The organism is Microbulbifer regidiadema (SeqCode), from assembly GCF_052467605.1.
In genome coordinates this window covers 921642-943394 of the sequence record NZ_CP174316.1, presented here as the reverse complement: position 1 = coordinate 943394, position 21753 = coordinate 921642, and the positions used below count along the sequence as shown (strand labels likewise).

The 21753-nt window shown below is 48.7% G+C and carries 16 protein-coding genes; 4 read left to right on the top strand and 12 right to left on the bottom strand.

The window, feature by feature from the left end:
• Nucleotides 1-9: 9 nt before the first annotated feature.
• Both ACJJIF_RS04780 and ACJJIF_RS04775 read left to right on the top strand, forming a co-directional pair.
• Nucleotides 10-762, top strand: a complete 753-nt coding sequence (locus tag ACJJIF_RS04780) for a 2OG-Fe dioxygenase family protein (protein ID WP_444931104.1) — start codon at nucleotides 10-12, stop codon at nucleotides 760-762.
• Nucleotides 759-1676 carry a DMT family transporter gene (locus ACJJIF_RS04775; RefSeq protein ID WP_444931103.1) on the top strand — a complete coding sequence of 306 codons (918 nt, stop codon included), beginning with the start codon at nucleotides 759-761 and terminating at the stop codon, nucleotides 1674-1676. Before ACJJIF_RS04780 ends, ACJJIF_RS04775 begins: the two co-directional genes overlap by 4 nt.
• 87 nt (nucleotides 1677-1763) lie before the next feature.
• On the opposite strand, the gene ACJJIF_RS04770 is transcribed toward ACJJIF_RS04775, so the two are convergent.
• The 7 genes from ACJJIF_RS04770 to ACJJIF_RS04740 all read right to left on the bottom strand — a co-directional run bounded on the left by ACJJIF_RS04770 (nucleotide 1764) and on the right by ACJJIF_RS04740 (nucleotide 11998).
• Nucleotides 1764-2135 carry a DJ-1/PfpI family protein gene (locus tag ACJJIF_RS04770; protein WP_444932315.1) on the bottom strand — a complete coding sequence of 124 codons (372 nt, stop codon included), beginning with the start codon at nucleotides 2133-2135 and terminating at the stop codon, nucleotides 1764-1766.
• Between the two features lie 457 nt (nucleotides 2136-2592).
• Nucleotides 2593-3477 (bottom strand): homocysteine S-methyltransferase family protein, encoded by an 885-nt coding sequence (locus ACJJIF_RS04765; RefSeq protein ID WP_444931102.1) that lies wholly within the window; start codon nucleotides 3475-3477, stop codon nucleotides 2593-2595.
• A 720-nt stretch (nucleotides 3478-4197) separates the two neighbouring features.
• The gene (locus tag ACJJIF_RS04760) at nucleotides 4198-4623 is read right to left on the bottom strand and encodes a hypothetical protein (protein ID WP_444931101.1); all 426 of its coding nucleotides are present in this window, start codon (nucleotides 4621-4623) and stop codon (nucleotides 4198-4200) included.
• Nucleotides 4624-5081: 458 nt separating this feature from the next.
• Nucleotides 5082-6470 carry an ATP-dependent RNA helicase DbpA gene (gene dbpA / locus ACJJIF_RS04755; protein ID WP_444931100.1) on the bottom strand — a complete coding sequence of 463 codons (1389 nt, stop codon included), beginning with the start codon at nucleotides 6468-6470 and terminating at the stop codon, nucleotides 5082-5084.
• A gap of 252 nt (nucleotides 6471-6722) precedes the next feature.
• Complete coding sequence (locus ACJJIF_RS04750; protein WP_444931099.1) at nucleotides 6723-9857, bottom strand: efflux RND transporter permease subunit; 3135 nt, start codon at nucleotides 9855-9857, stop codon at nucleotides 6723-6725.
• On the bottom strand, nucleotides 9851-11389 hold the full coding sequence (locus ACJJIF_RS04745; RefSeq protein WP_444931098.1) for an efflux RND transporter periplasmic adaptor subunit: 1539 nt from the start codon (nucleotides 11387-11389) through the stop codon (nucleotides 9851-9853). Before ACJJIF_RS04745 ends, ACJJIF_RS04750 begins: the two co-directional genes overlap by 7 nt.
• A gap of 186 nt (nucleotides 11390-11575) precedes the next feature.
• Nucleotides 11576-11998, bottom strand: coding sequence for a hypothetical protein (locus tag ACJJIF_RS04740; RefSeq protein ID WP_444931097.1), 423 nt, complete (start codon nucleotides 11996-11998; stop codon nucleotides 11576-11578).
• A 697-nt stretch (nucleotides 11999-12695) separates the two neighbouring features.
• On the opposite strand from ACJJIF_RS04740, the gene ACJJIF_RS04735 reads away from it, so the two are divergent.
• The gene (locus tag ACJJIF_RS04735; protein ID WP_444931096.1) at nucleotides 12696-13253 is read left to right on the top strand and encodes a hypothetical protein; all 558 of its coding nucleotides are present in this window, start codon (nucleotides 12696-12698) and stop codon (nucleotides 13251-13253) included.
• 225 nt (nucleotides 13254-13478) lie between these two features.
• On the opposite strand, the gene ACJJIF_RS04730 is transcribed toward ACJJIF_RS04735, so the two are convergent.
• From ACJJIF_RS04730 to ACJJIF_RS04715, 4 genes are all read right to left on the bottom strand, one after another.
• Nucleotides 13479-14465, bottom strand: coding sequence for a zinc-dependent alcohol dehydrogenase family protein (locus ACJJIF_RS04730; RefSeq protein WP_444931095.1), 987 nt, complete (start codon nucleotides 14463-14465; stop codon nucleotides 13479-13481).
• A gap of 101 nt (nucleotides 14466-14566) precedes the next feature.
• On the bottom strand, nucleotides 14567-15412 hold the full coding sequence (locus tag ACJJIF_RS04725) for an enoyl-CoA hydratase/isomerase family protein (RefSeq protein ID WP_444931094.1): 846 nt from the start codon (nucleotides 15410-15412) through the stop codon (nucleotides 14567-14569).
• 63 nt (nucleotides 15413-15475) lie between these two features.
• Complete coding sequence (locus ACJJIF_RS04720; RefSeq protein WP_444931093.1) at nucleotides 15476-16297, bottom strand: SDR family NAD(P)-dependent oxidoreductase; 822 nt, start codon at nucleotides 16295-16297, stop codon at nucleotides 15476-15478.
• Nucleotides 16298-16300: 3 nt separating this feature from the next.
• Nucleotides 16301-17269: an LLM class oxidoreductase gene (locus ACJJIF_RS04715; RefSeq protein ID WP_444931092.1), complete on the bottom strand. Its 969-nt coding sequence runs from the start codon at nucleotides 17267-17269 to the stop codon at nucleotides 16301-16303.
• A gap of 246 nt (nucleotides 17270-17515) precedes the next feature.
• On the opposite strand from ACJJIF_RS04715, the gene ACJJIF_RS04710 reads away from it, so the two are divergent.
• A complete protein-coding gene (locus ACJJIF_RS04710; protein WP_444931091.1) occupies nucleotides 17516-18424 on the top strand; it encodes a LysR family transcriptional regulator in 909 nt (302 codons plus the stop codon).
• Nucleotides 18425-18590: 166 nt separating this feature from the next.
• On the opposite strand, the gene ACJJIF_RS04705 is transcribed toward ACJJIF_RS04710, so the two are convergent.
• Nucleotides 18591-21587, bottom strand: coding sequence for a di-heme oxidoredictase family protein (locus ACJJIF_RS04705; protein WP_444931090.1), 2997 nt, complete (start codon nucleotides 21585-21587; stop codon nucleotides 18591-18593).
• Nucleotides 21588-21753: the final 166 nt, after the last annotated feature.

The following is a 21753-nucleotide window of genomic DNA, read 5'->3' as shown; positions in this document are numbered from 1 at the left end:
GATAAAAGAATGAGTGAATCTACAAAAAGAAAGTTAGCTTCTATTTTTGAAGAGGATATAAGGTCCCTGAAACATAATCATTTTACAATGATTGAGGGAGGCTACATGCGCTCAATGTTGGGTTGCTCTATAGAAGAGGAGCATAAATTCGCGGAACAATGGGATGAGCTTACTGTAGATAAGTATATGGGAGATGGTGGGAAATATCGATTTCGTCGATATGGACAATTTGTGAAGGCTGAGAAATCAAATTTCCTACAGTTGTTACCCCATGAGCCATATGTGCAGAGTAAGGAGATTAATTACTTAAATGGCGGTATAGAAAGAATATTTGATCCACTTACAGAATTCTTTGTCCAATCACCAGTATTAGAGCGAACGCTACTACTATTGGCTGATCTTTATGATAAAACCTTAGGCTGTAAAAATGGCTGGAATATACGTTTGCATCCTTACCGCGTTCGAACTACCCCAAATCAACTTGGACTGCCTGCTCCCGAAGGGTTGCATAGAGATGGCGTTACATTCATAGCGTCAATGATGCTGCAGCGTATCAATGCTATAGGGGGAGTGACTACATTAACTGACAATAAACGCAAGAGGTTGGCATCAATTGAGCTTAAAAACCGTTTCGATATTGTTCTTGCAAATGATGCTGAAACATTGCATGACGTAAGTTCAGTTATGCCGGCTAGTACCTCTGGCTCAGGTTACCGGGACGTATTAGTCATCGCATTTACTTTGCTGGACAGTCAACTATGAATACAACACGATTAACTTGGATTGCCCGTGTAGGTTTTCCTTGGACAGAGCTGTCACTATTGTTGGTGGCTGTGTTTTGGGGGACAAGCTATGGCCTTACAAAGAGTGCACTCGTGTTCACCAGTGTATTTATGTTCTTGGCAATCCGGTTTCTGCTGACTTTTTTGGTTCTGTTGATGCCAACTTTACAAGATTTCAAGAGCGGACGAAATCGTGATTGGAAAGCTGCGCTTCCAACAGGCACTATACTGTTATTGATTTTCTGTTGTGAGGTGTTTGGTGTTTCACAAACAACTGCAACTAACGCTGCTGTGCTTATCAGCTTGTCCGCGATCTTCACTGTTTTTGTGGAAGCTTGGGTTAATAAGAAGAGGGTCAGTGCTGTTTATTTGGGGTTTGCTTTAGTAAGTGTTGTGGGTGTTGCGCTATTAACACTTGAAGGGTCCTTTTCAGTGTTTTCAAATTTTGGTGATCTACTCATTCTGGCAGCAGCTCTATTGCGGGCTTTAATGGTAACAGCAACCAAGTATTTCACAGAGGGAAAGAAAATAACAACCCTGAGTTTAACTGCATTACAGTCATTAGTGGTCGGGCTTGGCGCATTATTTGTTGTGTTGGCTAGGCATAAAATGAACTTGACAGGCTTGCTACCAGCTTCAGTCAATTTTTGGTTGATCATTTGTTATCTGGTAATTTTTTGTACGCTATTTGCTTTTTTTGTGCAGAACTATGCAGTTAGAAGATTAGCTCCATCTAAGGTCTCTCTGTTAATGGGAAGTGAGCCATTATTTGGCGCTTTGTTTGCAGTTGTTTGGTTGGGAGAAGAGTTGACGTTGTTGCAGTGGGGGGGGGCTACAGTAATCTTGGTAAGTGTAATGCTAGTGACTTTAAAGAAGACTGAAGGTTCAGCGTAAGTCAGGCTAAATCCAGCTACAAGCACATCACCGCTTAGCAGTGTGTCCGCTGTTCATGAATAGGATTCAAATAGGTATTGAACGAGACTATTTGGGGGGAAGGCAAGCATTAACCGTATCCGCAATTGTCTGCGAACTTTCTTTCCCAAATAAGCATGTGACGAGTTCAGAAGCAAACTCTATAGCGGTACCTGGTGATTGGCTGGCAACTAAGTTCCGGTCGGTCACCACTCCCTGATCACTGATTTCCTTTACATATTGACCAAGTTCGCCACGAAATGTCTTATAGTAAGTAGCTGTAAAATTGGTTATTAACCCTTTCCGGCCAAGAACTATCACTGGAGCGGTACAGATCGCTCCTAACCAGCGGCCCGATTCAAGTTGCTCTCGGATGAGCTTTATTAGAGAGGCTGAGTTATGCATGCGCTCGGCACCTTCCTTTCCGCCAGGGAGGGCTATCAGATCCCAAGTAGTGCCGTTTAACGGACGATCGCCACCTTTAGGGCACCCACGATATCCTCAGGGTGGACCTTTTGCTTCTTATCACCATCGATTTGTAGGGTGGCAATCGGTGTCTGGAAAGGGGATGCTTAATTTGCTGGTCGGTGGCGTTGTATCTGGAGCGGATAGTGGGGCAGATTCACACGAAGCCGCTTGCTCAGCAGCGCAACCGCACTTAATAGCACGGCCGGTCCGGTTGGTATGTACTTCCGGACCTTTGGCGATATCCAGACCGCGAACTGTCACATCGGTGGCCACTAGAATTGAGGCGATCAGGCAATTGTGAGTCTCAGTGTTGCTCCCTTTCCCCTATTCATAATTCCAGCAGCCCAGCTAATGCCGTTTGCAATGATAGCCAATCCAAGAGAGTGGCTGCCCAGGGTAGTCGTAGGCGGAAAGACGCAGGCTAAATTTGTTAGTTGTGATTATTTATGATGTATTCTAGGTGCCTTGCATCAGTGCCGCAGCAGCCGCCCAATATATTGAACCCGCTATTCTGATTTAAGTGAAGCATAAGATTACCCCATTCCGATATGCTGTCGGAGTGCGTTGTTTTGCTGTTTTCTAGTTCATTGTGCGTTAGTGATGAAGCATTGGCTTGTATGCCGATTAGTCTGCCAGGTAATTGACTTGAAGCGTTTAGAAAAGAAGGATGAGAACAATTAATAAAGTACCCAGAAGGTTTAGGCGAAATCTGATGATCAATATGTGAAATTGCTTCTTGAATGGTATGGCCATCTAAAAGGCGACCATCTGAGCCAATGACAAAGCTAATAAAATATGGCTTAGAGTGCTTTGACATTAGAGATGCAATGCCAAGTGCCTCTGGTACAGCTGGTAGGGTTACTCCCATGAGGTAGTCAGCATTAGAGGCTCCGAGCTTATCAATTTGCCAACGATGATAAGAAATAGATTCTTTGTAAGTTAGGCCTTGTTCTGGTTTGTAGCAGTCATTTTTACAGCCGACTAGGCCTCCTACATATACATTTCCCTCTTTTGGCAAGATATTCGAAAGAAAATTAACAGCGTCTTCATTGATAGACGTAGGCGCCTTGGCTAGAGAAACTCTCTCTGAGCTGGCCCTCCATGTGGGAGTTGCAAGCAAAAGAGGGAGTTTTGCATCAATTGCAAGGTTTATGTATTCACTGTAGATTCGTTTAAGGCTTTCAGCACCAGTTTTGCTATAGATTAATTTAGCATGATCGACATGACAGCAAAGGCTTATATCTTTGATACGCCTGACTCTTTCGAGTATGGCCGCTTCAGTAAGAATCAACTTTTCTGAAAGAATTCCTTGCATGATGCTCTCCGGTGTAAGCTGTCGGACGCCGAAGGCGCGAAGTGACTTGTTATGAATTACCGCGCACCTTGCTTTTTACTCCAGTTAGCTCCAAGGGTGCGAGATACATTTTCGAGGTTTTTAATATAACTGAAGTGACTAAAAATGTCACCACTACAAAGCCAATTAGATTAAATCTTGCATCTTCTAGAAGCGTCAGAGCCGCTTGAAGTATCAAAAAATATAGGAAGCCCGCTCCAATAATATGCACAAATTTGAACTAGCCACGAACCTTAAAGATAGATACACAGTTCCGGCAGATAAAAGTTGTCGAGAACAATGGAATTTCCAGAGCCCTTCTCTTACACTCTGAGCAAGTTCGTTTAAGTACTCGTAATTTCAACGGATTCATAACAGTGCCAGCTTACCTTGTGCGCACTTTTTGTAAAAAGTGTACAAGATGAGCCGTCCCGCAAGGGACCAAAGGCCCGTAGTAACCTGCTTGTATTTGTTAAGCATGGTTTTCCTCGATCATTCTACGGAGTGAATGGCTACCAGGCTCTTCACCCCACTCTTTGAGTAAAAAACTATTACATTTATCCCATTCAGCCTGCACACCTTGCACCGAAAACGACTGGTTCTGATAAGAAGCTGACCCGATACTCAAAAGAGGGTGGCCAAAAATACTTGACCACTACAGGTGGTGTGGGGCCGGTAGTTAGAAGCTACCGGCTACCCGATTTATATGCTTGACTCACTAATCTCATAAAAACTACACACAACCCTCAAACGACCACCAAAAAAACTGATCTGATGGAGAGTTTTATTTTTAACTTTTTCTATTTTCATGTTTATTGAAGAATGAGGATCATCAAGATCCACCACACTCCAGTTATTTTCATTTTCTTTCACAAAGGCTATAAGGTCCTCTGGATTGTCAGTTGATCCAGAACCAGCTGTATTACTTGGAGCATTGTCCAGCAATATATCAAAGTCCATTTCAAAGATTATATTAGAACATTCCGAAAATTTTACTTCCTTGCGCTTCCCGGTATATCTATCTTCGAATCTCACTATGATTACTGACCCATCTTTACTGTCAGAGGCTAGCTTGGTTTCCACTCCCGCTAATGTATGTTCATAAAATTGATATGGCTCTAGCTTCATATTTAAATCCTAACCGCACTCATTTAACGTTGCATAAGGAGCATCTTTTAACTCTAGGTGAATATCATTATAAAGAGCAGCTGAGAACTCAACTATATCCTTTAACTTGTCATTGTATTCAGTGTGTTTCATGTGGCGCCGAGTATTCATAACATTTATACAGTAATGATTCTAACCGCAATTATCCTGATTGCTATCTCAGAATCAACTTTTCCGAAAAAATCAAAATATTATTTTAAAATTACTGGGTTTAACTTATTTGTTTCGACCGTGCAAACCGCAGAAAAGATCACTTTGACTACTATCCCATTTCTTATATCACCCTGTAACCCTCTGACTCGCAACCGATTTTTTATATTTCTGGTCGGCTCTCAAAATAACGGTCAGGGTGAACATAAAACCTGAAGATAGCGCAAAAAGGATGATCCCCTGGCGTTGCCAGGGGATACTCACTCAGCTTATCCTCGAATACGCCGCACCCGGAATTTGCGTCCTTTCAACTTCCCGTTCTCAATTTTCTTCAGTGCTTGTGATGCCATATTACGCTTAATCGCGACATAGGCCGTCATATCCAGTACGTTGATCTTGCCAACATCTTTCCCGTTAATCGGGCGCTCGCCGCCGGTCAGCGCGCCGAGGATATCGCCGGGGCGGACTTTCTGTTTCTTGCCGCCGTCGATCTGAAGGGTGGCCATCGGTGCCTGGAACGGGGGTTCGCTCAATATGCTGGCCGGTGGCGGTGTGTCTGGATCGGACAGGGGGTCCTGAGTCAGGTCCATACGCAGCAGTTTGTGGCCTTCCTTTTCGGCAAAGAAGGAGTAAGCACAACCGCGCTCACCGGCACGGCCAGTGCGTCCGATACGGTGGGTGTGAACCTCGGGGTCTTTGGCGATATGAAAGTTGATAACCGCATCCAGCTTGTCGATATCCAGCCCGCGTGCCGCTACATCAGTGGCCACCAGAATAGAGGCGCTGCCATTGGCGAAGCGAATCAGCGTTTCGTTGCGCTGGCGCTGCTCCATATCCCCATGCAGGGCAAGAACATTGAAACCTGCCTGCTTCAGGTCATCGGCGACCTCGTCGGTTTCGCGTTTGGTGTTACAGAAAATCAGGGTGTTGACGGGCTTATCATTTAGAAGAATACGCCGTGTCATCTCCAGGCGATCATCGAAACTCTCGGTTCGGTAGAAGCGCTGTTCGATCACCTCGTCGCTGTGGGCGGAATCCACTTTAACCATCACCGGTTTTTGCATCACTCGGGCACTGAGCTGCTCGATTTCATCGGGATAGGTGGCGCTAAATAGTAGCGACTGTCGCCCGGCTGGCACCTGCGCCAGAATGGTGTCGATAACGTCCTGAAACCCCATATCGAGCATCCGGTCGGCTTCGTCAAAGACCAGCGTATCGACATGCTCAAGGGACAGGGTTCCTTTGCGCAAGTGTTCCTCTATGCGCCCGGGGGTGCCAACGATGATATGGGCCCCATGTGCGAGGGAACCGATCTGTGGGCCAAAGGGCATACCGCCGCAGAGAGTCAAAATCTTTATGTTGTGAATTGCTCGTGCCAGTCGGCGCAGCTCCTGGGCAACCTGATCGGCCAGTTCCCGGGTCGGACACAAAATTAGCGATTGAATTCGAAATCGGCTGACATTGAGCCGGTGCAGCACCCCCAAACCGAAGGCTGCGGTTTTGCCGGAGCCGGTCTTGGCCTGGGCGATAACGTCCTTACCTTCAAGGATAATCGGGAGCGTCTTGGCCTGGACCTCGGTCATGGATTTGTAGTTGAGTGACGCCAGGTTTTTCAGCAGGGCGGGGTTTAGGGGCAGATCGGTAAAAGGTGTGGTCAAGGTGAATCCTGGAGTCGTTAAATGTCAAATACACGTATCACACAACTGACTAGCAAAATGGATTTCACCTTCGTAGCCGTTGTTATCACTGCAATTTTGCAATCTGGGTAATACAAATTTCGGCTGGAATTTTAACAGTTAACCCTTGAGAAGCCTATGAATCCGCTTTCCCAGCCCTAGGTGCTCTTACCTGGAGTGCTGTTTAATAAGAGGCACCGGGCAAAATATACCCAGTGCCCTCACTTTCTGATCTCAGCTCTGGTTACCTTCGCGAGCCTTCCACTGATAAAACACTCCGGGCATTACGAACAACACAAATAATAGTGTGGTTATGGTGCCGCCCACCATCGGGGCTGCAATCCGTTTCATCACGTCTGCGCCAGTGCCATCGGAAACCATCACGGGTATCAATGAAATTAATAGTGTCAGGCTGGTCATGAGCATTGGGCGAATACGGCCAGCTGCCGCTTGGGCAACGGTTACAGTATTGCCGTGCTCCGATTTACCTCCGGCGGCGGATAAGTAGTGCAGCATCAGCAGGCCCATCTCTGCGGCGAGGCCAGCCATGGCAATCATGCCGACCCAGACAGCGACGCTCAGTTTGTAGTCGAGCAGGTACAACAGCCAGAAGGCGCCGATCAGTGCCATTGGCATGGCGGTGAGTACAAATAGGGTGTCGGATAGCCTGCCTCGATGCAGATACAGCAGGAAGCACACAGCCAGCAAGGTTAGGGGGACTAACCATTGCAGGCGGGACTTGGCGCGCTCCAGATATTGGTATTGGCCGGCCCAGGCGATTCGCTGGCCTGGAACCAGATTAACCTGGTCGGCGACAACCTGTTTTGCACGGCTGACATAATCGGCAACGCCGACGTCGCCTTTCAAGTCGACAAATACCAAGCCCACTAACTGCCCATCTTCATTGCGAATCATCGGGGGACCGGTGCGAAAATCCAAATTGGCCAGCTGGTTGAGGGGCACCTGGGAGCCATCAGAGGCGGGGACCAGAATTTGTTCCAGCTGTTCGGGGGTGTCCCGATAGTCGCGGGCATAGCGCACCAGTACATCGTAGCGTTCGCGCCCTTCGATAGTTTGGGTGGCCGCCAGACCGCCGGCTGCTGCGGCAATCACATCCTCAATATCCTGTACATTTAAGCCGTGGCGGGAGGCCCGCGCGCGATCGATATCAAAGTCCAGGAAGTAGCCTCCGGTTAGGCGTTCGGCAAAGACGCTTCGGGTGTGCCCTGCGGTGCGTTGGTCACTGCGCAGTGCTTCTTCGATAGCCAAAGCCGTCTGTTCGATTTCTGCCAGGTTATCTCCAAACACTTTAATGCCGAGTTGGCTACGAATGCCGGTAGCGAGCATCTCGGTGCGGGTTTGGATGGGCATCCACCAAATATTCGGCATACCGGGATAGCGCAGTTGTTCATCCATTTCCGCTAGCAAGTCATCCCAAGTCATACCGGGGCGCCACTCACTTTTCGGCTTTAGAGTGATGACTGTTTCTACCATTGAGAGCGGTGCCGGATCGGTGGCGCTATTGGAGCGGCCAATCTTGCCAAATACCCGTTCCACTTCGGGAAAGCTCTTTAGCTCCGTATCCATTTGTTGCAGAACCTTACCCGCTTCGGTAACCGACATGCCGGGTAGGGCGGTGGGCATATACAGGATACTGCCCTCGTTGAGCGGCGGCATAAATTCACCGCCCAATTTGCTGATGGGGTAGGCTGCGGACACCAGGGCCATTATCGCGAGCGCGGCTACAACTTTACGTTGACGCACGCAGAAATGAATCACCGGTTGCAACGTATAGATTAAGGCGCGGGATATCGGGTTTTCCCCGCTGCGAATTTTGCTGCGCATCAATAGCACAGCGAGCGCGGGTATCAGGGTGATTGCCAGCAGGGCGGCAAAGGCCATGCTGTAGGTTTTGGTGTAGGCGAGGGGTTTAAATAGGCGGCCCTCGGTAGCTTCCAATGCGAACACCGGCAGGAAGGAAACCGTAATAATAATCAGGGAGAAGAAAATACTCGGCCCCACTTCCTGCATCGCCCGAACGATTAGTGTTCCCCTCTCGCTTGGAGATAGCGCTTTATCGCCACTGGCTGCCAGCCTTTTGTGGATGTTATCCACCATCACCACAGCCGCATCCACCATAGCGCCAATGGCTACGGCAATACCTCCCAAAGACATAATATTGGCAGTGAGTCCTTGTAGGGACAGTGGAATAAAGGCCAATAAGACGGCGATCGGTAGCGTGATTACCGCCACCAGTGCAGAGCGGGCGTGGAGCAGAAAAATAGCGATCACAGCGGCGACCACTAGCATCTCTTCAATCAGGGTATTTTTGAGATTGTCGATCGCGCTATTAATTAATTGTGAGCGATCGTAGGTTACTACCAGTTCGACGCCTTCCGGTAAGCCCGCGCGGATTTGCTCGATACGCTCCTTGACTCTCTCAATCACTTTGAGGGCATTTTCACCGTAGCGCATCACCACAATGCCACCTACGGTCTGGCCCTCACCGTCCAGTTCGGCAATGCCGCGCTGCATCGCGGGCCCGAGGGTAATATCGGCAACCTGATCCAACGTTACCGGGATCTTTGCCGCATTGACCCCGATCACCACCTCTTCGAGATCGTCAATGCTGCGGATATAGCCGCGACCCCGCACCATATGTTCGTGGCCTGCGATTTCCAGTACCCGCCCTCCGGTGTCGTTGTTGCTGCGACGGATAGCCTCGACCACTCTGCCCAGTGGAACCTTAAACATCTGCAAGCGATGGGGGTCGATTTGGACCTGGTACTCTTTTTCGTAGCCGCCAATGGAGGCGACTTCGGCAACGCCCTCGACAGAAGTGAGCCAATAGCGCAACTTGAAATCCTGTAACGCGCGCAGTTCTTGCAGGTCGTTGTTACCGCTTCGATCAATAAGTGCGTACTGGAATACCCAGCCGACTCCGGTGGCATCTGGGCCAAGCTTTGGTTGAACGCTTTCCGGGAGCTGGTCGGCTACCTGGTTGAGGTACTCCAGAACCCGTGAGCGGGCCCAGTAAATATCCGTGCCGTCTTCGAAGATGGCGTAGACAAAGCTGAGTCCGAAAAAGCTCTGCCCCCGCACATATTTGACTTTGGGCAGCCCTAACATTGCGGTGGAAAGCGGGTAGGTGATTTGATCTTCGACCAGGTCAGGGCTTCGCCCCGGCCAGTCTGTCATCACAATCACCTGGGCGTCAGACAGGTCCGGAATAGCATCCAGGGGGACACTGGTTAGCGCCCGGTATCCCGCCAGGGCGGCGATCGCCATAAGGATCAAAGTGATCCCCGGCTTACCGGCACAGGCCGCAATAATTCGGGCAATCAGCCCTTTGGGTTCGGAATTTACCACTGCTGCACCCCCGATTTTAGGCGGCTCTCTGCCGCGATCAGGAATACTCCAGAGGTGACAATTTTATCGCCGGCCTGGAGGCCAGAACGGATAACAATCCTGTCGCTGTCGCCATAACCGGTGCGTACCTGTACGGGCTCCAGACGGCCCTGGCCCAGGTCGCGGAAAACAATGCGCTTCTTGCCGGAAATCAGTACTGAATCCCTCGGCACTACCAAAAGGTTCCCGAGTTTGGCTCTTAACATAATGTCCGCAAACAGCCCCGGGCGCAGTTCACCATCGGTATTGGGCAGGGTGACACGCAGCCGTGCACTGCGGTTATTGTGATTAAGGAAGGGATCAATCTGGGTGAGGGTGGCTGGGATTTCCTCATGGTAGACGTTGGTTAAACGCACTTTGGCCGGCATGCCTTTTTCTATCAGTGGCAACTGATCTTCGTAGGCGTGGGCTTCAATCCAAACCTGGCTGAGGTCGGCTATACGCAGCAGGTTGTCGCCCTTTTCAAATGCAGAGCCCGCGACAATATTCTTCTCAATAATCACACCACTGGCGGGGGCAAAAATCGGGATATAGTCCTGCGCTTTTTGCTGTTCAACCAGCCAGTCGATTTGCTCTTCAGAGAGACCCCACAATAGTAGACGCCTACGGGCTGCTTTCTCCAGGGCATCGCCACGGCGGCGCGCTTTTAGATACTCGTCTTGGACTGCGAGCAACTCCGGGCTGTAAACAGAAAACAGTACTTCGCCACGTTTAACCTGCTTGCCTTCAAAGTCTGCATCCAGCTCACCAATCCAGCCGTCGAAGCGCAGGCTGATATCCCGCAAGCGGGTTTCGTCGTAGGTGACCTGGCCGTGTAGGTGAATAGGCAGGGTGAAAGGTTGCCGCTCGACGATACCGGTTTTGATACCAATGGCCTGGCGCCGGCTGCTATCCACGACGATGCTGCCACTTTGCAGCTCATCGTGGCTCACCGGTTGCAGATTCATACCGCAAATAGGGCAGCTACCAGCCTCGGCAGCTCTGACCGAGGGGTGCATCGAGCAGGTGTAGTAGGCGGTTTCAGAAGCCTCGGGGGCGGACTTCAGGCGCAGGCCTTTGCGATTGGTGCTCATATCAAAGGCCAAATCAACATGTTTATCGTGGCCTGTCGCTACGTCTACCACCATGGGCCAGGAGCCCACCATTGAAAGCTCAATTTCACCGATAAAAATACCGGGGCTGGATTCGCTGATATCCGCTACAGCACGCATAGCTGGCATGGCTCCCATGGCGGGCATCTCGGCGACTGCGCGAACTTCAGCTCCAGTTACCGGCTTATTCTCAGTATTGCGAACCTCAATCCGAATCTGGTTTACGCCGACTTGTGGTTGCTGTGGGTCGACGGAGACGGCGATTTGGAAGGGGCCCGTCTGCACAAAATCGGGATTTGAGACCTCTGCTTGCGCGGTGGTTTTTTTCCAGTAAAAGGCCGCCCCGGCAGTCGTCAACAACAGGGTAATAGCGATGAGGATCAATGTTTTTGGCTGGGTCATAGCGCGCGCTCCCGATAGAAGGTAAGGGGCGCTTGCACGCAATACGCATGATTTACGAGCTGGCTACCAATAGCAGCTGTAACTTGTTGGGTAGTCAAAAGGTTCACTCCTAGAACAATCTTTCTGAAGCCCGCCAGCAACGTTGGGCAGGGGGCATATTTCGCTAATCAGAGAGATGGGGAGTGATCAAATACGCAGGCGCAGGGTGGCAAGCCAGGTTCGGTTGCCGGGGTGGAAATCCGTTGTAGTGAGGGGAAGTTCGCGGGTATTGGCAGGTGGAGCCAGAATTTGTGGCCACTGGTAAGTGGGTGGCGGCGCCAACTGAAGAAGTTCCAGGTTCAGGTGTGCTGCGGTGAGGGCAACTTGATGGTCATCAAGGGAAGTCTTCAGGGAGACCTGGGCATCATAGCTACAGCAGTTTTCATCTTCAGGGTCCGTCCCCTTAGCCATATCATCGCAGCAACACTCCGTTGCTGGCTCAGGGGCCTCCATCATTTCGCAGGCGAGCACGGTCTGCACCTGCAATATCAGCAGGAGCAGGGCCGCCATGGCTATCAGCTTGGCGCGAAATGTAGAGGAGTAGCTTTTCATCACGATTAAATCATACACCAGAGGCCGCTTGTCCGACAAAGATTGCTTTTGCTATATGAGCCATGGAGCTGGGGCTTTCTTTGGTCGCAATTACGGCATCTGTTCACGTCAAGTTTGAGTAACAAAAGTCCTCTTGGTGTGAAATTCATCTGGGGGATCACCCTGAGAGAAGGGCGTCACTTAATCTGCTTAGGTACCTATTCTGTCGCCTATTGGTAAAGTTGTGGGTTGAGCTTTATGAACCTGGTATGGGGGTGGCTAAGGCCCAAAGCTGGATTTTCTACAAAAAGAAGAAAGTGACTGAGTAAGTAGGATTTTGCAGAGTGGTTAAGATGTCTCCATTATCTATACCCGGTTTAGAAATAGTACAGATACGCTTACCCATATAGTGGAAACTGATTGGACGATAGGTCTTTTCAGTCTATTCGTTAGTGATGATCAGGAAGCTTTACTGAGATATGGTTTATTCAAAGCTTCCACAGCGATAGGGTGCGATAGTTACAATCTGAGACGGGCAGTTAACGTATGGGTGGGGGAGCCTTTGCGGAAACAGCAATAGAACGGCTCCTTAACTCCCGGGTTGATTCAGCTGTAAATAAATGTAGCTATCCTTCCGATCAATGTGCCTACAATAATTCTTTATTATACTTATATTAAGGTATTTATCGTCATAATCGACCGCGTGGCATGGTCTTCACTTTAAATGGTGGGTGCAATGACTGTAACAAGGATTTGTTGTTGGCTTGTCGCGCTCTTCTATTCTTTATCCCTTGTGGCGGATGAATACATTATTCAGAGCGAGGACTATGACCCCTTTACCCAGATGACAGAACTCTGGCTGAAAGGTGATATTTCCAAGCTACAGATAAGAGATTTGGCACTACAAGGTCGCTATCAAAACGACTCCGTAGCCAACAGTGCTCATGTTTCCTTTTTTCTTGATGAAATGCATGTGGTTGCTAGGGGTAGTTCTGTATCGGGTCGCTCGGCTCAGGTATCAATTCAAGTTGACGAGTCAATTTTTGATTTGGATTATGATCTGGTGTCTATGCATATGATGATTAATGGACATGGACATGGCCTGTCGAGCAAACAGAAATTTCTTTTGGTGGCATTTATGTATCGCCTGGCAGCAGAGGGCTGGAGTAAGTCCTCCGGGGCCGATGAAATGGAGAAGCACCTTATTTACCGAACACTCAATTACTTATCTGAAATGCCGCCGAACTATAAAATGTGGGTGGTTGCCAAGGAAATACACTATCCCCTTCATTAGGTTTTTAAGTTTAAGCTTGAATGGCTACGGTAATTCTTCTTTGGATTTGACCACAATAGATCGTACCCACCAAGGCAAGAAATATTGTGGCCGAGCACCAATGGCAATCCTTAAAGAGGGTAAAATATCAGAAAGGGCATAAATAATTCAGTGTAAACGAAACTTAGCCTTACATAAATATTCCTGAAAACTGGTAGCTGTTAATTCAAATTTGAGTTACTACAGTTAAACACTCACAACTATTTTTCCCATGGCTTTCCCGCTTGCCAGCCGTTCATGCGCTTTGCCGATATCAGCCAAATCATATAAGGTTTCGTCAAGTACAGGCTTGAGATCCCCAGCTTCAGCAATGGTTTTTAGTGCGGTCAAAATACGCCCATGTTCCTCTCGGTGATAGTTGTGCAGCATTGGGATTAGCATAAATATGACATGTAGAGATAAGCCTTTGAAGTGAGCGGGTGTTAGGTCAAGCTCTATCATAGAGACCGTCGTAGCGACTTGGCCATTGAGCCGTGCAGCCTCAAAAGAGTTTGCCATATTTGCACCACCGACTGAGTCGAATACTATATCGAAGCCCGCTCCGTTGGTGTGTTTTTGCACATAGGATTCGACGGATTCAGTCCGGTAGTTAATAGGCGTTGCCCCCAGCCGTTCAATTAAAGCCATTTGCGGATCGCCAGAACCCGTTGAATAGACCTTCGCACCAAAGTGGTGTGCCAGTTGTATCGCCACATGGCCGACACCGCCTGAGCCACCATGGACAAGAACACTTTGTCCAGGTTTAACTCCTGCACGCTGGAGACCTTCGTAGGCTGTAATACCTACTAATGGCAAAGCTGCCGCTTCACGCATAGTCAGATTCTTGGGTTTCAGGGCAACCAGGTTGGCATCTGCAACAATATACTCGGCCAGTGTTCCCGGTAAATCAGCCAGCCCGCCTGCGCAGCCGTAGACTTCATCGCCGACTTGATAACCGGTCACATCTTCACCAACCTCTTCGACAACGCCGGCGAAATCCATACCCAATAATGCCGGTGCTTGGGGTGAAAGGGGGAGCTTAGCTCCCATTTGCCGAATCATGGTATCTACGATATTGACGCTGGTTGCAGAAATTTTTACCAGCAGATGCCCGGTTTTAATGGTCGGCTTGGGTAATTCAACGGCTTCGAATACGTCTGGATCACCAAAGGTATTTACGATCATTGCTCTCATTGTGATTCTCGCAAAAGTATATTTCTTACTCGGCTTGGCCGAACTGTTGAAGGTAGGCCGGGTGTCGCCGTCTATAAATTGAGCGATACCCGCCGGGACGTTTAGTTTATTTTTTGTACATCCATCACCAGTTCACTCCAGTTCCGCTGGTTTTTAATATCGTGCTCCAAGCCCTGTTCATCTGCGATAGAAAAGCGCTTCAGGGCAGGTGTTTTACTGGTTGCCTGATACAACCAATAGGCTTCTGCTTTTAGCGCTTCATCAATAGGTTTATCGATAGATTCATAGACCGCTTGCTTGCAGGCATTGATGGATTCTGCCGGGAACTGGGCAATTCTCTTTGCCAGATTATCGACATACTCGCCAATTTCATCTGGGTCGAGAGCCTTGTTGATGGTGCCGAGCCGTTCTGCTTCGTCCGCATCGAAGTCACGGGCGCTGAGAATAATTTCCAGTGCTTTGCCCAGTCCTGTCTGGCGAGCCATCCTTGACGCTCCACCACCACAGGGTAGGATGCCCATCCCCACTTCCATTTGCATAAATTTAAATTTGCCACGGGCGGCGAAGCGCATATCGAGCGCGAGAGCCAGTTCATGGCCACCGCCCCGGGCGAAGCCCTCTAATTTGGCGATGGTTGCCTGGGGCACCTTGCTCATACGCTCACAGATAGCCTGCAAATCCAGAAGCTGTGCTTCTTCGCGAGATACAGCTTCATCGGACATATCTTTTAATAGCTCAGTATCGTAATGGCACACCCAGATTTCTGGATTGGCTGACTGAAATACCACCACTTTGGTTTCCCGATCTCGCTCCAGCCGCATCGCCAGGCTGTTTAAGTCAGCTAACATTTCCTGCCCTTGAACATTCACCGGACCAAAGTCAAAGGTTACAGTTAGGATTCCATTGCCCTGTTTAGTCGTAAAGGTGGTAAAACCTTCGTATTTCATGGTGACTTCCTTTTAGTTGAGTGAAGTTAACCGCGCTAGCCTATTGGTAGGCTAAGACTGGTTTTAAGCGTTATTCTCAATACTGAACTTGTTGAGAATGTTTTCAATCTCAACGGTGAGTGCTTTTCTCTTTTTCTCGTCTAGTGCATCTGGGTGTGGTTGAGACCAGTTGCCTAAATCGTTGTCAAAATACTTGCCGCTAGCGTTTGAAAATTCATCATCGAGTGCCGCTCGAACCAATATATTGGCACCGATACGGAGGTCTTTTCCCTGTGTGCCGTAAGCATCTTTCACCATCTTGCTACCCAGAAATGATGCCGGGTTGATTGCAATAAATGACGGAGCTTTGTCCCCAAGTATCTGTGCGAGTTGAAAAGTCCACATAGTGAGAGCCAGCTTACTTTGCGCATAGGCGTCGCTGTCAGATAATGATTGGTGACCTTTGAATGCCTTAAGATTTACAGCTGCTTGCGCCGCAGAGGATAGGTTGATGATGCGGCCTTCGCTATTAAATAGTGGCAACAACTGTTTCGTTAACAAATAGGGAGCAATGACGTTTACGATAAATCGGACGTCGTAACCGCTATCGGTTGTTGAATTTTGCAGTTTAAATACACCGGCATTATTAATAAGGATATCAATATTGGAATGGCGCTCGCTTATTTGGGAGGCGAGCGCTATTACTTCAGATAAATCGGATAAATCTGCTCGAAATATCTCTATATGTGCTTCGGCAAAGTTTTTCTTTATGACCTCCCTTGCATTCTCAAGTTTCGTATCGCTGCGGCCATGCAAGAGTAAACTATGACCTTTTGCGGCAAGTAGCTTTGCGGTTTCTAGGCCGATACCGTCAGTACCGCCGGTCAATAAAATGGTTTTTGGCATTTGTTAGTCCTTTCCATGAAAATGTGGGAGAATTATGTCTGAAATTTTTCTCAGGGTTTTCTCGATATTTGCCTTATTAAATCGGAGATTCAGAGCAATATGGTTAACCCCAATCTCTTCTCGCGACTTTAGATATTCGTATAATTGATTAATACCGAGTCGATATCCCAGGTGTATGGGTTGCGGTAGGGCATCTGGATCATGGGTTATATCAATATAGAGAGGCTCCATAACCGGCTTACTCTCACTAGCGTTATTCCTCAAGTGGCTAATAAAGTGCTCTTGTATGGCAGCTGGCTGGGGGAAGGTAATCCAACCATCTCCGTTATTGGCTAACCAATCAGGTGACTGCTGAGAGGAACCGGTTATCAGTAGTGGTAGATGTGCCTCTGTCGGCTTGGGCAACATATCCAGGTCGCCGCAAACTGCTCCAAAGGCGTTTTGAAACTGAGGGTGGCTCTCTGCTAAATGGCGAATGTATTGATAACTCTCTCGAAATCGTTGTCCTCTCTCGGAGTATGAAATATTCATTGCGGGGTACTCTTCTGGACGATCCCCGCTGGCGATCCCAAGAATTAGACGCCCGCCACAGAGTTGGTCAACAGAAGCTGCCGCTTTTGCTGTGTGGGCTGGGTGGCGCAAGGGCAGAATAATACTGGCTACGCCGAGGGCGATTTTTGTTGTCTTACCTGCAAGGAGCCCGAGATAAACGAATGGATCAAAGATTTGGCCGGCATCGCCAAATGAAGGCACATTGAATGGAACGTCCCTTAGCCAAATCGCGCCAAACCCCAGCCTCTCTGCGAGTTGAACCCGCTCAATATGATTGAGCAATGTTGGGGCCGTGTTCATGCTGTAGTTTTCAATGGGAGCCACAAGACCAATGGAAAGTTGCTCCGCTTTGAATATGGCGTTGTAACCGTTATTGAGACGAGGGAAGCCGCTGTATCGATCTCTGTAGCTGGAGTGCAAGGCGATACCCCCTATACAGCGCTGGTAGAGGGTAATGGGTTGTCAAAATCGCTGTTAAGGCACTGTGACGGATATCTGTTTGCACCGCCGTTTAGCAATAGTCTTACACTCATCTTTAATCTCCGGCAAAGTCTAGGTTAGTCACTGACTGACCCTGGTTCTTTATGCGACTGAAGCCTAATGCATTGGAAATTGCATATAAATGACGTATAAAAGGAATTAGAATTCGGATTTTGGAGATAATGGATGGATACAGATGGAGTCAGGCTATTCGTACTAGCCGCTGAAATGCTCAATATAAGCGCTGCGGGGCGAAGGCTTGGACTAGCCCCCTCTGTAGCCAGCGCCCGCTTGTCCAAACTCGAAGTCCAGCTTGGGGCAGACCTTTTCCATCGATCTACCCGGAAGGTTGCATTATCCATTGAGGGTGAGGAGTTTCTCCCTTTTGCCAGAGAGATCATCGCCCAAGAGGATGCCGCCCTGGCTGCTCTGGGCCGTGGGAATTCCGCTGTGAGCGGAACATTAAGGTTTGCGGCCTCAAGCTCTTTCGTCCAACGCTTTATAGCGCCAATCCTGCCTGAATTTCTAGAAAGGTATCCAGACGTCAATGTAGAGTTGAAGTTGTCGGACGTACAAGTCGGCCTAATTGAGGGGGGCTTTGATTTGGCGCTGCGTAATTATGCCGTTGAAGACAGCAGTTTAATCGGGAGAAAGCTAGCGGATGACAAGAGAGTTCTGTGTGCGGCTCCCGCTTACTTAGATAAATATGGTGTTCCGGAAAAGCCCGAGGATCTTGCTGGGCATCAGCTTTTGGCTTTTATCAACTCAAAACCCAGAAAACTGATCTCTGCAAGTGATCAGAGTGTTTACGCATTTCCCCCTCCAAATAGTCAGTCCCGAGTGATTTGTGATGATGGTGCCAGTATGCGGATAGCTGCAAAGGCGGGAGTCGGTATCTGTATGAGTTCTATTTGGAATATTCAGCCAGAAATTGTACAGGGTTCATTAGTCAGGGTGTTACCTGAATACCATATAGAGGATCAATCGGCCATTTGGCTCGTATACCCCAAGTCCAATGTATTGACTGCAAAAGTACGAGTGTTTATTGACTATCTGATTGAAAAAATTGGAAGTCCTCCGGTTTGGGAGCGGTAGGTCGGTTGAGGTACAGGGATACCAAGAGAAATCGACTCTCTTTTTACAAATGTCTTCCCGATGAAATGCCCAGAGCTTACCTGATTATTGGTATTGCTGTTGGAGAACTGAATTTGTCTGATGGCCCGATAAACAGCCGAGGTGCCAGCCCCGGCTGTTTTCAATTTTATAAAGAGTTGAGGAATGCTTTGACTGTGCTTCTTTCTTCAGGAGTCAGAGATTCATAGTGATTTTTACTACTATTGGCCTCCCCGCCGTGCCATAGGATAGCTTCGTCCAGGCTTTTCGCTCTGCCATCGTGAAGATAGCTAACCTTTCCGGGGTTTCCATCTTCACCCTGTACATAAGTTAAGCTGCCTAGGCCCCATAGGGGAGGGGTTCGCCACATTGAGGAGGTGATTGCTCCCTCCTCAATGCTGTCAGCAAGTCCGGGGCCCATATCGTGGAGTAGGAGGTCGGTATAGGGGTGAATTGTTTGACTTCTCAGCTCGGCCAAAGGGTGGTTTTCACCGGTTTGCAGCGTTGGTAGGTGGCATGCTGAGCATTCCATTTGTTCAAAAATTGCTCTGCCTTGCTCAATTAAACTGGTATCTACGCTGTGCTCCGGGGATACACGAATACCTTCTGGGTAGCCGCTGGTTAGGCTCCGTTGGGCCGGTACACCCAGTAGCGATAGATATTGCGTAAGTCTTTCCAGTTCAGTTTCCGATACATCTATTTCAGAGCTGGTCGTATTACAGGGAGCGGGTGATTTTTGACAGTCGATAGATTGGAAGACAGGAGAGGTGACTCCCATATCCAGCAGCAAAGCTTCACTTACTTGGTGCCTCATACTACTCTTGCTGGCTTTCCAACCAAAGCGTCCCAGTCTGGTTTCTCCTGTTTCCGGGTCGTTGACCCAGTGGGCTACACCGCGAATGCCATCTCCGTTGACATCGTTAGGGTCTTGCCGGGCAAGAATGGTGGATTCTGGAACCGCTTCCAATAATCCCATACCAATTACCTGGGGTGCTTGGCGAACTGAGTAAGCCGCTGGAGTATTCCCGCTGAATTGATAAACCGGAGTGTGCAATTGGACTTGCTCTCCATCAGGAAATTGGTGAATACGGGTTTGATAGCCGGAAACAACGACAGTTTGTGACTCAACAGCGTCTGTGGATAGTTGTTGAATATTCAAGCCATAAACCGGATCGGGATTGCCGTCAGCTTGGCGGGTCAAAATCGCATAAGTGTTAAGAGGTTCTCCAATCACTGCTGTCTTACTACGTCCATTCTGGATGTGGCAGCCAATGCAGCGCTCCTCGTTATAACGCCCATCAATCTGGCCTGTGTGGGCTGCAAAAACTGGATTTTGGTCGGGAAACTCTGAGTGAATACCTGAAATAAAGGATGTGTGGAAAAGGCGGCGCCCTTCAACAAACCTCTGGGTGTTTTCAATACCGATATTGTTAGCCATTTGCTGGAACATTCGGTGGGGCTCTTCCGAGTAATTGTAAGAAATACTAGTGTCACCACCGAGTAGCGTGTGTTCCGGTAAGGGTTCGGAGTCAAGGTTTGGCTCTATACCATACCAAGGGCTCAGTCCTTCACCAACCACATATAGTTGTTCGAAAGAGTAGTAACGCTCTCCACCGCCATCGGTAACCGGAGCCAATAAACGCGGTGCCGGTGCCAGTTCAATTTTGTCGCCGATCTTTAGGGGACTGTGGGGGGCTGTTCTCCAGTTCGCAGTAATATTCATCATGCACTCGCGCCTCACAGAATGACAAAGCGGTTGGTCTCCCTCAAATGCATTGTTAAAGCCATAGTTCAGTGACCAGCCAAAGTCTCTGACATTCGGATCGAGGATATTTCGGAAAAGGCTAAAGGTTGTCCCGTAGAAACTCCCCTGATTTACGTGCAGCCAAAACTCTACTTTGTCCCCACCAGCGGGAATGTTATCCCGTATCTCCAGTCCAAAGGTACGGTTCTGGAAGTAAAAAGGAGGGAAGGTTAGATAGCGGCCGGGTCCGCTATCAGGCTCATCCCAAGCTTCGCCTCTTTCTCGGGCGTGGCGCTCGGTAGGCCTGGCCCCCATCAGTGTTACGAGGGTTCCATCGGGCTCCGTATATTGGGTCTGTTCGATCACCTCTGTATCGATGGCAAACAGCGGTGTGTAATCGGGAATAGGGTAGTCGGGATCAATAGGCTTATCCGTCACAGGGTCCTGCGGATCTGTAGGTGTTTCTGGCTCGGGATCAGGCTCAGAGCTCGAACCCCAAATTTCAATTTCAAAAATTGAGTAGCCGTAACCATTATTGTTGCTTAACTCTGTGCCTAAAATACGTACATAACGATAATCCCCGCTGATATCCAGCATGTCCGTTCTGCTGCCAAAAACGCCATCGGTATACTGTGTGAGGCTTGTCCAATTCTGGTTATCATTCGACCCCTGGACGGTATAATTCTTTGCGTTAGCAGCTTCCCAGTGAATTACCATTTGTTTTAGTGTACTTTGGGATTTTAAATCTACCGTGATCCAGCTGGGAGATATCTGATGCTGAGATTCCCACCGAGTGCCCATTTCTCCATCAGTGGCACCGCTGGCGCTGTGCAATTCGCTGCTGGCGAAAGTGTATTTTCCTATCGCGAGGTTTTGTTCACCGGGCAGTCCCGGATTTGGTGTTCCGATCTCTCCGAGTACTTGAATCTCTCGAATGGAGAACCCCCAGTGATTACCCTCGCTTCGCTTTATCGCCATTACTTTTAAGTAGCGATAACTTACCGCGATATTAATTGTGTCGCGGCGTTCACCAAAAACACCCGCAGAGTGCTGGGAGAGAAGGTCCCACTGAAGGTTATCATTCGACCCGTGAACCTCATAGATCGCGGGGTTGGCCGACTCCCAGTCAATGAGTAGCTGTTCAATAGTACTCACTGCCCCTAAGTCAACCACTATCCAGCTGGGCTCTATGTTGTGTGCAGATTCCCAGCGTGTTGCGTGAACGCCATCAACGGCAAAAGCTGCGGAACTTATTTGGCTGCTCGCATAGGTTTGCTTTTCAAACGCAATATTTTCGGCAGCTGTTGATAGCTCAGGAATTGTCGAAATTACCAATAGAAAAAGAAGTAAAATACTTCTTGAATAGAATTTAGGGCTGGCAGGGATCAAGTACATAATCATAATTCCATTCCTCTTATGTTGGAGTCTGGCCTCGCCGTGGCCACAGTGGCTATGGTATGTCAAATTAATCTTATGTAATCTTTTGCACTAAATAACCCGCTTGTACGATCAGCTTCTGGTTTCCTTTAAGCTGGAAAATGCGAACATACAGCGGATTCATAAAGGC

Bases quoted from the DNA above. Each gene is read 5' to 3' on its own strand.
- ACJJIF_RS04765 (WP_444931102.1), bottom strand. From the start codon at position 3,477: ATGCAAGGAATTCTTTCAGAAAAGTTGATTCTTACTGAAGCGGCCATA.
- ACJJIF_RS04710 (WP_444931091.1), top strand. From the start codon at position 17,516: ATGGATACAGATGGAGTCAGGCTATTCGTACTAGCCGCTGAAATGCTC.
- ACJJIF_RS04730 (WP_444931095.1), bottom strand. From the start codon at position 14,465: ATGAGAGCAATGATCGTAAATACCTTTGGTGATCCAGACGTATTCGAA.
- ACJJIF_RS04780 (WP_444931104.1), top strand. From the start codon at position 10: ATGAGTGAATCTACAAAAAGAAAGTTAGCTTCTATTTTTGAAGAGGAT.
- ACJJIF_RS04735 (WP_444931096.1), top strand. From the start codon at position 12,696: ATGACTGTAACAAGGATTTGTTGTTGGCTTGTCGCGCTCTTCTATTCT.
- ACJJIF_RS04775 (WP_444931103.1), top strand. From the start codon at position 759: ATGAATACAACACGATTAACTTGGATTGCCCGTGTAGGTTTTCCTTGG.
- ACJJIF_RS04725 (WP_444931094.1), bottom strand. From the start codon at position 15,412: ATGAAATACGAAGGTTTTACCACCTTTACGACTAAACAGGGCAATGGA.
- ACJJIF_RS04745 (WP_444931098.1), bottom strand. From the start codon at position 11,389: ATGACCCAGCCAAAAACATTGATCCTCATCGCTATTACCCTGTTGTTG.
- ACJJIF_RS04705 (WP_444931090.1), bottom strand. From the start codon at position 21,587: ATGATTATGTACTTGATCCCTGCCAGCCCTAAATTCTATTCAAGAAGT.
- ACJJIF_RS04760 (WP_444931101.1), bottom strand. From the start codon at position 4,623: ATGAAGCTAGAGCCATATCAATTTTATGAACATACATTAGCGGGAGTG.
- ACJJIF_RS04720 (WP_444931093.1), bottom strand. From the start codon at position 16,297: ATGCCAAAAACCATTTTATTGACCGGCGGTACTGACGGTATCGGCCTA.